The 14,568-nt window shown below is 58.6% G+C and carries 13 protein-coding genes; 7 read left to right on the top strand and 6 right to left on the bottom strand.

Going from position 1 to position 14,568, the window contains the following annotated elements:
• Positions 1–562, top strand: a 562-nt coding sequence (locus ABIL25_08830; protein ID MEO0082378.1) for a reductive dehalogenase domain-containing protein, incomplete at its 5' end; no start/stop codon positions are given.
• A gap of 50 nt (positions 563–612) precedes the next feature.
• Here the strand turns inward: ABIL25_08830 and ABIL25_08825 are convergent.
• Positions 613–2,832, bottom strand: coding sequence for a patatin-like phospholipase family protein (locus ABIL25_08825; protein MEO0082377.1), 2,220 nt, complete (start codon positions 2,830–2,832; stop codon positions 613–615).
• Positions 2,833–3,031: 199 nt separating this feature from the next.
• Between ABIL25_08825 and ABIL25_08820 the strand changes: the two genes are divergently transcribed.
• Complete coding sequence (locus tag ABIL25_08820) at positions 3,032–3,910, top strand: radical SAM protein (GenBank protein ID MEO0082376.1); 879 nt, start codon at positions 3,032–3,034, stop codon at positions 3,908–3,910.
• A gap of 113 nt (positions 3,911–4,023) precedes the next feature.
• Here ABIL25_08820 and ABIL25_08815 read toward each other — a convergent pair whose 3' ends face one another.
• From ABIL25_08815 to ABIL25_08800, 4 genes are all read right to left on the bottom strand, one after another.
• Positions 4,024–5,688: an N-6 DNA methylase gene (locus tag ABIL25_08815; GenBank protein MEO0082375.1), complete on the bottom strand. Its 1,665-nt coding sequence runs from the start codon at positions 5,686–5,688 to the stop codon at positions 4,024–4,026.
• The gene (locus tag ABIL25_08810) at positions 5,689–6,642 is read right to left on the bottom strand and encodes an AccI family restriction endonuclease (GenBank protein MEO0082374.1); all 954 of its coding nucleotides are present in this window, start codon (positions 6,640–6,642) and stop codon (positions 5,689–5,691) included.
• Positions 6,643–6,661: 19 nt separating this feature from the next.
• Positions 6,662–6,868 carry a hypothetical protein gene (locus ABIL25_08805; protein MEO0082373.1) on the bottom strand — a complete coding sequence of 69 codons (207 nt, stop codon included), beginning with the start codon at positions 6,866–6,868 and terminating at the stop codon, positions 6,662–6,664.
• A gap of 626 nt (positions 6,869–7,494) precedes the next feature.
• Complete coding sequence (locus ABIL25_08800) at positions 7,495–7,653, bottom strand: hypothetical protein (GenBank protein MEO0082372.1); 159 nt, start codon at positions 7,651–7,653, stop codon at positions 7,495–7,497.
• A gap of 343 nt (positions 7,654–7,996) precedes the next feature.
• Between ABIL25_08800 and purF the strand changes: the two genes are divergently transcribed.
• The 5 genes from purF to ABIL25_08775 all read left to right on the top strand — a co-directional run bounded on the left by purF (position 7,997) and on the right by ABIL25_08775 (position 12,854).
• Complete coding sequence (gene purF, locus ABIL25_08795) at positions 7,997–9,439, top strand: amidophosphoribosyltransferase (protein MEO0082371.1); 1,443 nt, start codon at positions 7,997–7,999, stop codon at positions 9,437–9,439.
• A gap of 96 nt (positions 9,440–9,535) precedes the next feature.
• On the top strand, positions 9,536–10,627 hold the full coding sequence (locus ABIL25_08790) for a fibronectin type III domain-containing protein (protein MEO0082370.1): 1,092 nt from the start codon (positions 9,536–9,538) through the stop codon (positions 10,625–10,627).
• 12 nt (positions 10,628–10,639) lie between these two features.
• Complete coding sequence (locus ABIL25_08785) at positions 10,640–11,311, top strand: hypothetical protein (protein MEO0082369.1); 672 nt, start codon at positions 10,640–10,642, stop codon at positions 11,309–11,311.
• Entirely contained in the window at positions 11,308–12,216 is a 909-nt protein-coding gene (locus tag ABIL25_08780; GenBank protein ID MEO0082368.1) for a hypothetical protein, read from the top strand. The genes ABIL25_08785 and ABIL25_08780 overlap by 4 nt, the downstream gene beginning before the upstream one ends.
• On the top strand, positions 12,213–12,854 hold the full coding sequence (locus tag ABIL25_08775) for a hypothetical protein (protein ID MEO0082367.1): 642 nt from the start codon (positions 12,213–12,215) through the stop codon (positions 12,852–12,854). The genes ABIL25_08780 and ABIL25_08775 overlap by 4 nt, the downstream gene beginning before the upstream one ends.
• Positions 12,855–12,860: 6 nt before the next feature.
• On the opposite strand, the gene ABIL25_08770 is transcribed toward ABIL25_08775, so the two are convergent.
• Entirely contained in the window at positions 12,861–14,351 is a 1,491-nt protein-coding gene (locus tag ABIL25_08770; protein ID MEO0082366.1) for an aldehyde dehydrogenase family protein, read from the bottom strand.
• Positions 14,352–14,568: the final 217 nt, after the last annotated feature.

Here is a 14,568-nt window from a genome sequence, read left to right as displayed (position 1 = left end):
CGCCACCCTCGATGGCCGCCCCAATCAGCTATACGAACACCACTATCGCCAGTTGAACTTTGCGCTTGACCGGCTGGCCCTAGCTCTGACCGAGCATATTCAGTCGCTAGGGAAGAAAGCCCTGCCGATTCCGGCCTCGCAGATTGTGGACTGGCAGAACCAGCGCGGCCATCTATCGCACAAGCGCGTCGCTGTCGCGGCCGGTCTCGGCTGGCTCGGAAGAAATAACCTACTCGTCACTCCTGAGTTCGGCGCTCAAGTTCGCCTTGTCACCGTCCTCACCGACCTGCCGCCAGAAGGGGACATAACCCGATTTCATCCTGGGAATTGGGAACGTGTCCCAAGTCCGGAACAGCCATCCGCCTGCGACTCCTGTCGCGCCTGCATCGCGGCCTGCCCGGCGCACGCCGTCGGCGAAACCCCGGCCGACTTCAATCACCTTGCCTGCTACGAACAGCTCAAGGAATTCCAGCGCCGGCGATACGTGTCCCAGTACATCTGCGGCCTCTGCGTCCGTGCCTGCACCGGTACGAAGCACCAGCGGCCTGATGCCGACCGCTAACAGCCAGTAGTTGGAAGCTGCAAACCTGCAGAACTCACTGGCAACTCGCGCTACCGCGTGTAGCGAAACTCCCGGCCGATTGAGAGAAACACGCTAAACGCCCAGGCGGCCCGGCCCGGGTCTTCGAGACCCGCGGTGACGGACAGCGGCCCGACCGGCGTGTTCGTTAGCAGGCCCAGCCCGGTCGCCCAGTGCAGCCTGGAAATCGGTAACGGTTCACTCAGCACCCGCTCAATCGATTCGAAAGTGCTGACGTTTCCGAATAATCCCGCGTATAGCGGGTAGTCGTCCTGGTTGAACAACCTTGCCAGCCGATAGTCAACGGCCAGTTTGAGCACAGCCTTGTACGGGCTCGTAAACCGCTCCCTGGTGAATCCCGGCAGGTTGTCACCGCCGGAACGGAAACGCTCCACCCAAACCGGCTCACCCCAAGTGACCCCGATTTCGGCACCCGGGTTCAACCGCATGCGCTGGCCAAGCCTAAGCACCCGGGCAGTCACAAACTCGGCCTTCAGGAAATGTCGGCTCGACCCCATCGCCCGGTTTGAGTAGAGCACATTCACCTGATAGCTGACCCCGCGGGTCGGCAGAAAGAGGTCGTCATAGGTATTGGATTCCAGCCTGAAGTTTGGCCCGACAACCCATTCCCGCTTCGGGATTGAGTCGAAGAACCGCACTGGCGGAAATTGGTACCGCGCCTGACATGCCACAAGCCCCACGTCGAAGAATGCGTTTCGGCCCAGTATGTACCCAGCTTCAGCCAAACCCCCGCGCTGCTCGACGACGTAGTCCGCCTCCCAGCCCACGGAATGGTATGAGCGGTTGGCTGAATTCCAGAACGCATCCAGCCTGTACCCGAACGGAAAGTTGAATACCCGTGTGCCAGTCAGCCCGAGCCGGAGTTCATTCGGGTCTCCAAGGTGAACGACTGCGCGCACGCTTGCACCCGAACCCCACAGGTTGCCCTGCCCGACCTCAATCCCAAGCCCGACGTTGTCCACGTTGTCGTAGCGCAGCCCGAGTGAGTAGAAACCGTACGCCCGCTCCTCAAGCTCGATTGTAACCTCGACCGAATCCGGGCCGACTTGCTCAAGCGCGTAGTTCACATCCTCGAACAGCCCGGTATTGAACAACCGCCGCAGGTCCTCGCGCAGCCTTGGAAAAATCAGGTAGCTGCCTGGTCGGGTTTGAAGCAAGGGTCGAAGCATCGCCTCACGTGTCACCTTCAGCCCCCTGAACCTGACTGCGCCAACCTTGGCGAGTGGTCTGGTCACAACCTTTCTGCGTTCGGTCACTGGCCTGCGACCGGCAAGTTTGAACCTGATTTCCGGCAGCGCAGCCCGCGCCGCAGCCTCGCCCGCAGCAATCAGCCCCCTGGCGCGGGCAAAGTCGGAATGAGTGAAAGCGTCCACATTCGGCTCAATCAGGACATCGGCCATGGCCTTCTGTCTTGCTAAGTCCTCGACGCCGATAATGTCCATGCTCCGTGAAGCTACGTCCACGAGTGAGATGCCCGTCTCCTGGTTGCGCTTCATCGTCAGCACCGCGATGATGAAATCAGGCCCAAATTCCTTCAGAGGACTCACTGGCAGGTACTGCTGCACCCCGCCGTCCACAAGCTCCATTCCTGCGAGCCGCTCCGGCGCAAACACCCCTGGAATCGCGATACTCGCCCGAATTGCCTGAGAAAGTCGGCCCCTGGACAGCACCTGCAACTTACCGGAAACAAGGTCAACCGCCACCGCACGATAAGGCGTCGGCAGGTTGTCAAAATCAAACCCAGTGTTGTATTCGATTTCGGACAAGAGGTCCATCAGGAGAAACTCAACGTTCTGCAAGGGTACGAGCCCGGACGGCAGGGACGGAAACAGATTCCGGTGCCGGAGCTGAATCACGTAGCGCTGGGCCTGCTGCCGTTCAGGCAGATACCGAGCACCAAACGGCACTCCAGAAGAGAACAATGTACCCCAGTCTGCGTTCACTGCGATGCTTTCGATTTCTGCTGCTGAGTAACCAGCCGCATACACCCCGCCAACCATCGAACCCATGCTGTTCCCAGAAATGCAGGCAACAGGGATTCCCTCTTCCTCGAGCACCTTCAGAACGCCGATGTGAGCAAGCCCCAAGGCTGCGCCACCCGAGAGCGCCAGCCCGATTCTCACCGTTCCCGTATCCGCGGATTGCGTTGCTCCCGCCGAAGTCACCAGCACGACCGCCAGCAGGACGCCGACGTAACGCGTCGTGCATAGTCCGCAGCACGTCCTTTCCACGTCACCATTCTAGGACAATCACTGGCCGGTGTAAACACTAGCTCAAGCGCAAACCGCCGGCTCATGGCACCTGGAAACTGGAACCTGATACTTGAACTTCCTTCCCGTCTTCTGTTCTGACTTCTGCAATTTGCTACTTCGAATCTGATTTCGCTTCCTCCCCTGTATTCTCTATGCTGTATGCTGTATACTATTTGGGATGCCTTGCCGTGCCTGTCCTTTCGAGTGTGGAGTTGACCGCAGCCACAAGCTCGGCGTCTGCCGTGCCCCCGAGGAATTCATCATCTCCCAGGCCCAGTTGCACTTCTGGGAAGAACCGCCGATTTCCGGAACCCGCGGCTCCGGTACCATCTTCTTCACCCACTGCAACCTCTCCTGCCGCTTCTGCCAGAACTATGACATCTCCCAGCTTGGCCACGGACACCAGGTCTCACCTGACCGGTTGCTTGCCATAATGCTTGAGCTCGAACAGCAGGGCGCACACAACATCAACCTTGTCACACCCACGCACTACTCAGAGCAGTTGATTCCAGTGCTCAAACAGGCCCGCAGTAAGCTGAAGATTCCCATTGTCTGGAACTCCAACGGTTACGAGAAAGTGGAAACCCTACTCAGACTGGAGGGTCTTGTTCAGGTTTACCTTCCCGACTTCAAGTACTTCTCGCCCAAGTTGTCAAAGGACTTCTCCTCTGCCCCGAACTACGCCGAGTATGCCGGGCCGGCCATAATGGAAATGAAACGACAAGTCGGCACAAACCGCTACGACGAGTACGGCGTGATAGAGAAAGGCCTCATCATCCGTCACCTTGTCCTTCCGGGCCATACCGACGACAGCAAAGCCATCCTCGAATGGATTGCCGACAACCTCGGCACCCGCACCCACATCAGCCTAATGGCCCAGTACTATCCGACCTACCGTGCTGCAGAACTACCCGGCATGGACCGCCGGCTCTTCCCAGCCGAATACGAAGAAGTCCGTTCCTACCTGCTCAAACTCGGGTTCGAACAAGGCTACTGCCAGGACCTCTCCTCAGCCAAGCGCGACTACACCCCGGAGTTCAAAGGCCGCGGCCTCTAGCCGGCGTCACCGCGACCATTTCGACCATCTGTCATGCCGGACCTTGACATCGCTCCGAAATATGGGAAGTGTCCCTCACGGCCCCCTTCGATGTTGAATTCGCCGAGCATGCGTTACTTGCGCCGTTCTTGTTTGCGATTGCGCGTGCTGGGCTTGCCGCGCTTGCGACTGACAGCTTGGTCCGGTGCACGCCGGCTGTGGGTCGCGTCGCACTTGTATGCCGGCGGCCTTTCGCGGGCCACGACCGCCAGTTCTGGAAACAGGACTTGGTCCCGCCGAGTCAGGAGCTTCGCGAACCCTGCCGCCTCGACGACCGTGTCAGGGATGGGCAGGTTCTCGAGCGCACGTGGCTCGACCTTGAGAGCGCCCGAGCCGTACGATTTCCCCACGAGAGGGAGGTTCTTCAGAGTATCCGGGTGGCGCAGGATGAACCATAGCCTCTCGATAAATGCTGCGTCGTTGCATCGAGGATAGACGCACAGGAAACCTGTGAGGGGTATGATACCCGCCTCGTTTCTTATGAACCGGGCGTTCCGTCGCCCTAGGTACGCAAACAGAAACGGTGGCACTCGCCGTTTCTCCATCTTGTACCACGGTCGCCTGGTAGCTATGAGCGGCTTTCTAGGCAGCCCGGACGATTCACCTTCTTTCAGGTAGTCCTTGACTGGCAGCGGAAAGTCCTGCATCCGACGACCATCGGGCGAGAAAAGCAACGTCGGCCTGCCGGCCCGGGCCAGTTCCGACATGGTCTCATTGGTTACCCGATCGCCTCTGACGTCGCGGGTCCTGCCTAGCGCCGGCACAAGGAAGTCAGCCGGTAATCCTCGGCGCAGCGCTTCGCGTTCGGTGAGAAAGAAGTAGTCGTTTGCCCCTGTGGCTATGCCGCGCACAGCCGTGGCGAAATCACCGAGCGTATGAGAGCAGACGACCATTTGTGTCGGGTCCCGGGAAAGACCACGCTTAATCCCTTCTGTTACGTAACGTCTGCTCATCGTCAGTGTTTCAGAGTTGTGCTCGTTGAAGTCTGATTCAACAAGCCGCCTGAGGTCGTTCGTGCCAGGCACGCGGCACTTCACCCATATGAAGCGTTCTCTTGGTTCGGCATTCTCAATGAGGAACACCACGGGGTTTGTGTCCACTTCCGGGAACGGCGTGGCTTCGGGCGAGAACGTAATCACGCAGTCCAGGCGGTACGTACGGGTGATCCAGCGCCACAGGCTTGGGGCAAACACGCCTTCACACGTATCGGCTGGCATGATGAACGCCAGCCGTCCTCGCTTCGCGAGCAAGGCAAGGGCTTGGATTAGGAAGTAAACGTGCAGCCCTGCTCGGCCGTCCAGCTTGATGCCGCTCACCCGCAGGCTCATGGAACGTAGCCGGTCCTTGAGTTCCGGGGTCAGTCTGTGGTGACGGATGTAGGGCGGGTTGGCGATGATTGAGCTGAACGGCCCTTCGGGCGGGTCGAGAATGAAGTCGCGCTGTTCAAGCCGGCACCGTTCGCCGTCAGCACGCAGGGCGACAGAAGCTTCGGCAACAATGTCAGGGTCAACGTCTATGCCGTAGAATCTCAGGCGGTCGCCCCGGGCCGGAGCCACTCGCCGTACTGCCTCGTAGAATGCCCCAGTCCCGACCGCAGGGTCGAAAACCTTATCGCCTGAAGCACAGACATAAGATGCCATTGCATCTGCCACCCAGCTCGGAGTCCAGAACTGCCCTTTGTTTCTAAGAGCTTCTCGCTGGACCCAGCGACGGGAGCGCTGTCCTGCGGCAATAGCCATCTAGACCGCTAAGGCATCCAACACTCTTATCGCAGCCGGGCTCAACTTCAGTCTGCCCCCTTTGAAGACAACATAGGGCAGGATGTGGCCGTTCTTGTCTTCAAGACACCGCGGTTCCGCTATCGGCTCTTCAACTGCGCGGCCGAGCTCGTAGGCATAGTGGTAGTATATCTTGTAAATGAGCTTCGTCGTTGTTGCACCGCCTGGAGCCTGGAAAACCTGTGTGGTGGGTTGTATCAGGCCGGCTTTGATGAGACGCTCTGCCTCATCAATCGCTATTCCATACGCGCGGTCAAAGAAGACGTGCCACACGTGTATCGGGATTCGATGCTGCTGCTGCCAGTCGACAAGCCGCTTCCGGTCTTCCTCTTTGATGATTACCGTCGGGACGACCGCAGTTTTCTTCAACCCCGGCTTCCCGCCGAGGCGCTTCTGAGGAGAGAGTTCGGTGCCAAAGTCAGGCATACGTTCGGACCGCCACAGACTATTTTCACACTCCACCGCCAACACGGCCCGTTCCAGCAACGGCGCGAGCTCCTGTTCCCTAATGAACGGAAGCCCGGCATTGCCGCCCAGTCTCTTCACGTCTCTCCTTACTCTCTCAGCGTCTGAGTATCTGAAGACAAGCAGGTCCGGGCGCTTGATACTATCGAGACCCGCCTGCGCTAGCCTCTCAAAGTACAACTCGTAGGCGCGCACATCACCCGATGGCGCCGTTCCGCTCGGGCCGTATGGTAACGCGAAGTATCTCCTGGTGTAGTTCACCGCCTCGACAAGTCGGGATTCACTCCACTCTCCTTGTGACCAACGCATCAGGAAGTCGCTCCCGCGCAGCCGCCGAGGGTTCAGCAAGAACTCGGCCCATGGGATATACTCAAACGTACCGAACTCGAAGTCGATGCTCTCAGCCAGGATGCCGAGCAGAGAGTCAAAAGAAATAGAGGTTTTCTTCATCAGCACGACAGTCTACTCCTTATCTCTCGACACGCAACTGCTGCACAGTGCCGGCGACGCCAGACAGGTCCAAGCGCGCTTTACAACCCCTGGGCCTCGAAGTAAGGGTTCGGGACTCGACGCGGAGCTGTTCTTCCTGGTACCCGCCGGACTCGAAGACCTTCCGGTCCCGTTCGAACCGCTCAACCAGAGCTGCGACCGCCTTGGGCGTGCTGACCTTGCTCATCAGACCAGAGGATATTGGCGCGACCGGCTGTGTCAAGCAGCCGACGCACTCCATCGGGGTATCACACGATACGGCTGCCGCCCAGGTTCACCTCCGACGCGTACACGAGACGTGGGGCCTCGGTACTGCGACCTATGGCTCGACGATGGCATTCTAGCCCGCGGCCGAAATCGCGGAAGGGACGACGGCGTCCATCCCGTCTCAGGCGTCAGGGCACACTAGGCCGATATGCTGCGGGCGTTGCGCTCGCACTTCCCGTGAGCCCCACGACCCATCAATGTCGAATACCTGCCTTCGGATGCGGCCAGGCCGCAGGCGGTCCTAGGAAGTCTTCCGATGCGTCAAATATCGTACGAGTTGGAGCAGCAGCATCGAAGGCTATAATCAGACAGACGGCGGGTGGAGACGGTAGATGCAACAGGTTGCTAGGCCAAGATACCCGCGAAGTGACGAACGGCAGGCCAAGCGACGGGTAGAACGCATTGCCGGGCAGTTCGCGAGGCAGTTCGGACCGCAACAGGTGGAACGCTTGGCCAAGCAGCTTGGCAGACAATGAGGAGAACTACGAGCCGAGCGACTGTCCAAGCTATGAGCCAGGCGGCTTGGACCGCAGCTGGTAGGACAACCTATCCCACCGCCTGGCTTGAAATCAGGGAAGCTGCGAGGAAAGCGACTTGGAGGACAATGACCCGAACCGCGGGTGAAACCACGAGGAAAACCATGATGGTGACATCCACCCAAACCGCCTTGCAGACCATCTGCCAGATGACCCCCATGTATGGCATTTCAGAGTCTGTTCGTAGGGCTAACGCACCGATAGGTAAGAACTTACTGGCGGATGACGCTCTCGCCTAGTCGTCTGCGGCGTAAGCCTTAGAAGTTTACGTGAAGGTAAACTTTGCCGCTACCCCAGGGGCAACGCGAGATAGTGCCGTCATTGGACTTGGCGTCGGAGCCTGGGTGCGGCCGAGTGAGATGCACCACGGTCTCCTTCTGCGTAACAAGTACAATCACAGTTTTCTTGGCCCGGTGCCCTGAACTGGTGCTACCTCTTGTTTGCTATCAGACTGCCGGACCGAATCGGTTGGTTCTATTTGACTCGGCTGTGCGGCCCTCTAGAATTCGGCCATGTGCGGCGTGCTTGGACTGTACCTGAACAAGCCGGTTGCCGGCAGTCTGGTTGAAGGACTGGTAGCACTTCAGCACCGGGGCCAGGATTCAGCCGGCATCCTGACCTCTGACCTTACGTTCCACCTGAAGAAAGGTAACGGTACTGTAGCCGCGGTTTTCAACGAGAAAAATCTCGCCCGGCTTACTGGCACGTGCGGAATCGGACATGTGCGCTATCCGACCATCGGCCCGGGCTCGGACGAGGATGCGCAGCCATTCTCAGTGAATCATCCGTTCGGTATCGCGATGGTCCACAACGGCAACGTCACGAACTACTTTGACCTGCGCCGCGACCTGACCTGCCGCGACCGGCGTCAGCTCGCAAGTTTCTCTGACCTCGAGCCAATCCTCAATGTCTTCGCCATGGAGCTGGAGAGAACGGAGCTGTCCCGGTTCAACCCAAACTCGGTATTCCGCGCCGTCAAGGCTGTGTTCCGCCGCGTCAGGGGCTCGTACTCGATTGTCGGCCTGATTCAAGACCAGGGCATGGTGGCTTTTCGCGATCCACGCGGCATCAAGCCACTAGTGTTCGGCCGCCGGGGCCGTGAGTTCTGCTTTGCGTCCGAAAGTGTCGCACTGGACCGGCTTGGTTTCACCTCGTTCCGTGACGTGCTGCCAGGCGAAGCAGTATTCATAGATGCGAAGCACCGGGTCCACTCGCGTCAGCTCAAGCCGGTAACACACCGGCCCTGCATCTTTGAGTACGTGTATTTTGCCCGGCCTGATTCGGTCATGGACGGCATCGAGGTGTACCAGGCAAGGCAGCGCCTGGGCGAGAATCTGGCCAAGGAAGTGATGCGCCGAGGAATCAGGCCAACCGTGGTCATCCCGGTACCGGACACAGCCCGGGCCGCCGCCAACCGACTTGCACCGGCCATTGGTGTGCCGTTGAGCGAGGGACTAATCAAGAACCGATACATCCACCGCACCTTCATCATGCCCGGACAGAAACAGCGCATCTTGTCGGTGAAGCAGAAGCTGAACCCTGTCCGCTCCCAAGTAAAGGGTCAGGACGTACTCCTGGTGGACGACTCCATTGTACGCGGTACCACTTCGAGGGAAATCGTCCAGATGGTACGCGAAGCCGGCGCGCACAGGGTTTATCTTGCCATCACCGCACCACCCTTACGCTATCCTTGCGTGTACGGGATTGACATGATGACACGCGGGGAGTTCATTGCCAAGCGCCGGTCAGAAGAGGGAATCAGACATGCAATCGGTGCTGATGGGCTGGTGTATCAGACCTATGACGGCCTGGTGGATGCGGTAGGTGGCCCGGTCAGCCGACAAGAGTTCTGCACAGCCTGTTTCACTGGCCGATACCCGACCGGCATCACCAGGCGCGACCTCGCCCGAATGGAAGCTGAGCGCAGACGCTGGTCCGGCTGCAAAACGGTTTGACTTGGCTTTGGGCCAAAATAGACTTCTGCTCCGTTGTGATATCATGTCATCTCCACTTTTGCGGTTCCGAGAACTCACGCCCAAGGAGGACAGTCTATGATACTGCCATTTAGCCTCGTGGTACTGCTCGTTACGCTTTCACCGCCCACTGGGGTGACCGCACGAGACGTGCCGAACGACGAAGGCGGCAAGATACTTGTAACCTGGACTCGGTCTTCAGACACGGCAGTGCTTGGCTATCAGGTCCTGCGCCAGGCCCGTGGTTCTGAGAGCTGGGATACACTGGGCTTTGTCGGCCGCCTGGCATCCCGGTTCCGCGATGACCAGGCCGAAAGTCACATCGAGTTTCGCTACAAGGTCCTGGCCCTCAGCGAGTCAGAATCAGCAGAGTCCGAGCCATCATCCTACGCGGCAAGCTCAGGTCAGTGGTTCAACCTGGACACACTGCCTGCACTAATTGGGTCCCTGGTCCTAGCCGGAATATTCCTTACGTTCATCAATGTGGCGCGTCGGGACCGCAACTTGTTCATCCGCCGCATCGCCGGACTGGACGCGGTCGAGGAAGCCCTTGGCCGCGCCACCGAGATGGGCCGACCGACACTTTACGTACCTGGTCTGTCCTCAATTGCTGATGTGGCCACCATCGCGTCCCTGAACATTCTGAGCGAGGTAGCCAAGAAGACTGCTAAGTTCGGAACGCCGCTCATCGTACCGAATACCGACCCGATTGTATATACCGTAGCCCGCGAGGTGGTAAAAGAAGCCTACACTTCAGTCGGTCGTCCTGATGCATTTCATCAGGATATTGTCTTCTACGTGACCGACCAGCAGTTTGCCTTTGCCGCGGCCGTGGACGGCATCATGACACGCGAGAAGCCGGCCACGAATTTTCTTATCGGCATGTTCTGGGCCGAGTCGCTGATTTTGGCCGAGACCGGTGCCGCGACCGGCGCGATTCAGATTGCCGGCACCGACGCCATCGCCCAACTGCCTTTCTTCATCACCGCCTGCGACTACACGCTCATTGGTGAGGAACTTTACGCCGCCTCGGCCTACCTTTCCCGCGAGCCTATGCTGGTCGGCGCAATGAAGGGCCAGGACTATTCCAAGGCGCTCATCACCATCCTGATAGTCATCGGCTCATTCATCGCCCTGGTTACGGGCTTTGATGTCGCCGGTCTGCTTTAGAGGAGGAAACTCATGCAACGACGATTACCACTGATTCTCGTGCTGATAACCGGCATCTTCGGCGCCATCGCCTTCTTCGTGCCGCATGCCACGGTGCAGGCCGTGGACGCCACGATGCGCAACGACGTGCTTCGCATCATCGCCGCATTCAGCCTTGTGCTCGGTGTCGGTTCGATCCTCCAGCACCACTTTCTGAAAATCCGGCGCCGGGCTGCTCACTGGCAGTACTCGTGGATAACGGTCTGTGCTCTGTTTGTTAGTGCTATTATCGGGTTGTTCGGCGGTATTGACCCGAACCGACCCGGTATCCTACCCACCCACATCGGCTCATTTTCGTTCCACATGCAGACTATCTACTCTAACATGATGGTGCCGCTTGCAGCCACGATGTTCTCACTCCTGGCGTTCTTCATGTCCTCGGCTGCTTACCGGGCGTTCCGGGCCCGCAACGTCGAGGCGACCATGCTCTTAGCCGCAGCGTTCATCCTGATGCTTGGCGCCGTACCGCTTGGTCGAATGATTCACAAAGACCTTCCCGCTTTCGCCGAATGGATTCTCGCCGTGCCCAACACCGCGTCCAAACGTGGCATCCTGTTCGGAGTCGAACTCGGCATCTTTGCAACTTCGCTCAAAATAATCCTCGGTATTGAACGCGGCTGGCTCGGTGGAGGAGGTGGCAAATGATGCCGCAGAAACCAACCGCGCGCCCGAATCTGTTAGTCCGGTTGCAAACGATAGACCGACGTTGGATATACCTGGTGGTGTTTGTCGTTGTGCTGATCCCACTCCTCGTTCCGTTCAAGATCAGACCCAGAGCCATGACGCCGGTCGAGCGGCTGTTCAACTACATTGACACCATGCCCGAGGATAAAGCACTGGTCATCTCAGTAGATTTCACGCCGGACACCCGGGCTGAACTTCAGCCAATGGTTGTCGCGATGCTGCGCCACGCGTTTGCCACCAAGCACAAGGTCGGCGTACTTGCGATGCAGGTGTATGGCCTGGGCTTGGGCGAAGAGGCAATCCGCCAAGTCACCGCCGAATTCAACCAGCACGCCCTAACCCACGAAGACTCGGTGATCAACGGCGAGGACTACGTATTCTGGGGTTGGTCCACTCCGCTTCTGACGGTCATGTTAGGTATGGGCGAACGTATCACCAAGGTATTTCCGGTGGACTACTATGGCAGCCGTACCGACGACCTACCGATATCTGCAGAAATCCGCAACTACGACGACATTGGTGTACTCGTATCCGTGGCTGCTTCGGCTCTGCCACGCTCCTGGATCAACTATGCCCAGGTTCAGTTTGGCGTCCGCCTGGGATGCGGCATAACCGCGGTCTCGGCCGCCGACTTCTATCCCTACGTCAACTCTGGACAGTTCATCGGCATGCTCGCCGGCATGAAAGGCGCGGCAGAATACGAGGAACTTGTCGCCAACCGGATGGAAAAGAATGGCATGGACTGGACCCTACGTAACCGCGGCACCGAGGCAATGTCCTCCCAGACCGCGGCCCACCTTGCGATAATGGCCTTCATCGTCATCGGCAACGTTGCCTACTTTGCCAGCAAGAGGAGGAAATCGTGAACATCTCCACCGACCCCTGGGTCTGGATTGCCGCCATCCTCACGCTTGCCATCTTCTCCTTCCTCTACCGCGAAAACCCGTTCTACCGTATTGCCGAACACCTCTACGTCGGTCTGGCCAACGGCTACGCCATTACCTTCTACTGGCACCGCATCCTCGTACCATCACTCTTCGACCCGGTCAGTCGCAGTCCACATTTCTGGACTAAGCTCTACCTCATCGCCATCGCCATTATCGGCGCGCTCTACTTCACCCGGTTCATCCCGAAGGTATCCTGGCTCGTTCGCATCCCGATTGCCATCGTGCTCGGTTATAGCTCAGGTGCAACGATACCCCGCGCGGTTGACGCCGAAATCATCCAGCAACTCCGCGCCACCATCATTACCCGCGCTCACTTCGCGCACTGGGACACCGCGGCCTGGGCGATTCTCATCTTCGTCGGAGTGATTGCCACGGTGAGCTACTTCTTCTTCTCGGCGGAACGTAGGGGTGCACTGAAACCAATAAGCTATCTGGGTATTATCTTCATCATGGTCGGCTTTGGAGCGTCCTTCGGCTACACGGTAATGGCCCGGATTTCGCTCTTCATCGGCCGGCTGCAGTTCTTGCTTGGAGACTGGCTCGGGCTAATCAAGTAACCGTCGTCAGTACTCCGCATTGTCTATCTGCGCCTTCTGCAGGGCGCCAGAATAGTCAATGTAAACCGTCTTCGGCTCGGAGAATATGTCGTACGCGGTCCAGCCGCCTTCGCGGTGGCCGTTGCCCGTGTCCTTGACTCCGCCGAACGGCATGTGACACTCGGCCCCGATAGTTGGCGCGTTCACGTAGGTAATCCCGGCTTCAATCAACTCTATGGCCTTCATCGCCAGATTCACATTCCGGGTGTAGATCGATGACGACAGGCCGTACGGCGTATTGTTGAGCACGCGCACCGCCTCATCGAAATCCTTGACTTTGATGACTGAGAGCACCGGCCCGAATATTTCCTCTCGGGCAATTCTCATCTCGGGCATCACATCCGCAAACACGGTGGGCTTGTAGAAGAACCCATTGTCATATGCCCCGCCCTTCAGGGGTTCACCGCCGCACACAAGCTTCGCTCCCTCCTTCTTGCCGATCTCGACATACGAATGCACGGTCTGACGCTGCACCTCGCTCACGCACGGCCCCATCTCAACCGTCTCGTCCAACCCATTACCAACCTTGAGCTTCGACGCGCGGTCCACAACCATCTCAAGCATCTGGTCGTACACACCGGCCTGCACAATAAGCCGGGAAGTAGCAGTACAGCGTTGCCCTGTGGTGCCGAACGCACCCCAGAGCACACCCTGAAGTGCAAGGTCAAGGTCTGCGTCGTCCAGCACAATTTGCGCATTCTTGCCTCCAAGCTCAAGCGAACACCGCTTCAGCGTTCTGCCGCACGCCTCTGCGATGCGCCGGCCAACCTCAGACGAACCGGTGAACGACACCCCGCACACTTCAGGATGATTGAGCAGCGCCTCGCCGACCGCCGCCCCGGTTCCGTACACGACGTTCACAACCCCCTCGGGCACTCCGGCCTCAGCCAGGCACTCAACGAAGTTATGCACCGAGGCCGGCGTCAGGGTAGCCGGCTTGATCACCGCAGTATTGCCGCAGGTCAGTGCTGGAAACAGCTTCCACGAAGGAATCGCCATTGGAAAATTCCACGGACATATCATCCCCCACACACCCATTGGTTGACGGGTAACAAAAGCCATCTTGTTAGGCAGTTCCGAAGGCGCAACAGTGCCCCACAACCTACGGCTCTCGCCGGCTGCGTAGAGCCCGGTGTCAATCGCCTCTTGCACATCCCCTCGGGTCTCCTTCAGGACCTTGCCCATCTCCCGGGTCATGACCCGGGCAAACTCTTCCTTACGTGCGATCAGCCTCTCAGTTGCCCGGCGCATGATTTCACCGCGCCGTGGAGCTGGCACCTGCCGCCACCTCGGGTAAGCCGCCTTGGCCGCGGCCACAGCGTCGTCCACGTCGGCCCTGTCTGATGCTGGAAACACGCCGACAAGGTCGTCAGTGTCTGCTGGATTCCGATTCTCGTACGTCTTGCCCGAATGGGCCGGCACGTACCTGCCGTTGATAAAGTTACGGTACTCTTTCATCTTGTCTCCTTCATTCTGGTTCACGCAAATCCTAATCCTCTGACTCACACAAGTCAAACACCACACCAAGCTACCAAGTCAAAAAAAGCGATGCCAGGACCATCCAAAATGAAGTACCAAAGCTCTAGCCCAGGTACATGGTGACCCCCTGAGGGCGGCCGCAAAGTCGGCTGGCATTCCGCCAAGAGACTGGCTTGCGTTGCGAGGAAGCGTGAAA

It is taken from the genome of candidate division WOR-3 bacterium, from assembly GCA_039801365.1.
Lineage (GTDB): Bacteria > Hydrothermota > Tepidihabitantia > Tepidihabitantales > Tepidihabitantaceae > JBDRUN01.
The sequence above is the reverse complement of the archived record's forward strand: the minus strand, read 5'-3'. Positions and strand labels throughout refer to the sequence as shown.

Bases quoted from the DNA above. Each gene is read 5' to 3' on its own strand.
- ABIL25_08820 (MEO0082376.1), top strand. From the start codon at position 3,032: ATGCCTTGCCGTGCCTGTCCTTTCGAGTGTGGAGTTGACCGCAGCCAC.
- ABIL25_08815 (MEO0082375.1), bottom strand. From the start codon at position 5,688: ATGGCTATTGCCGCAGGACAGCGCTCCCGTCGCTGGGTCCAGCGAGAA.
- ABIL25_08810 (MEO0082374.1), bottom strand. From the start codon at position 6,642: ATGAAGAAAACCTCTATTTCTTTTGACTCTCTGCTCGGCATCCTGGCT.
- ABIL25_08805 (MEO0082373.1), bottom strand. From the start codon at position 6,868: ATGAGCAAGGTCAGCACGCCCAAGGCGGTCGCAGCTCTGGTTGAGCGG.
- ABIL25_08800 (MEO0082372.1), bottom strand. From the start codon at position 7,653: ATGCCATACATGGGGGTCATCTGGCAGATGGTCTGCAAGGCGGTTTGG.
- purF (MEO0082371.1), top strand. From the start codon at position 7,997: ATGTGCGGCGTGCTTGGACTGTACCTGAACAAGCCGGTTGCCGGCAGT.
- ABIL25_08790 (MEO0082370.1), top strand. From the start codon at position 9,536: ATGATACTGCCATTTAGCCTCGTGGTACTGCTCGTTACGCTTTCACCG.
- ABIL25_08785 (MEO0082369.1), top strand. From the start codon at position 10,640: ATGCAACGACGATTACCACTGATTCTCGTGCTGATAACCGGCATCTTC.
- ABIL25_08780 (MEO0082368.1), top strand. From the start codon at position 11,308: ATGATGCCGCAGAAACCAACCGCGCGCCCGAATCTGTTAGTCCGGTTG.
- ABIL25_08770 (MEO0082366.1), bottom strand. From the start codon at position 14,351: ATGAAAGAGTACCGTAACTTTATCAACGGCAGGTACGTGCCGGCCCAT.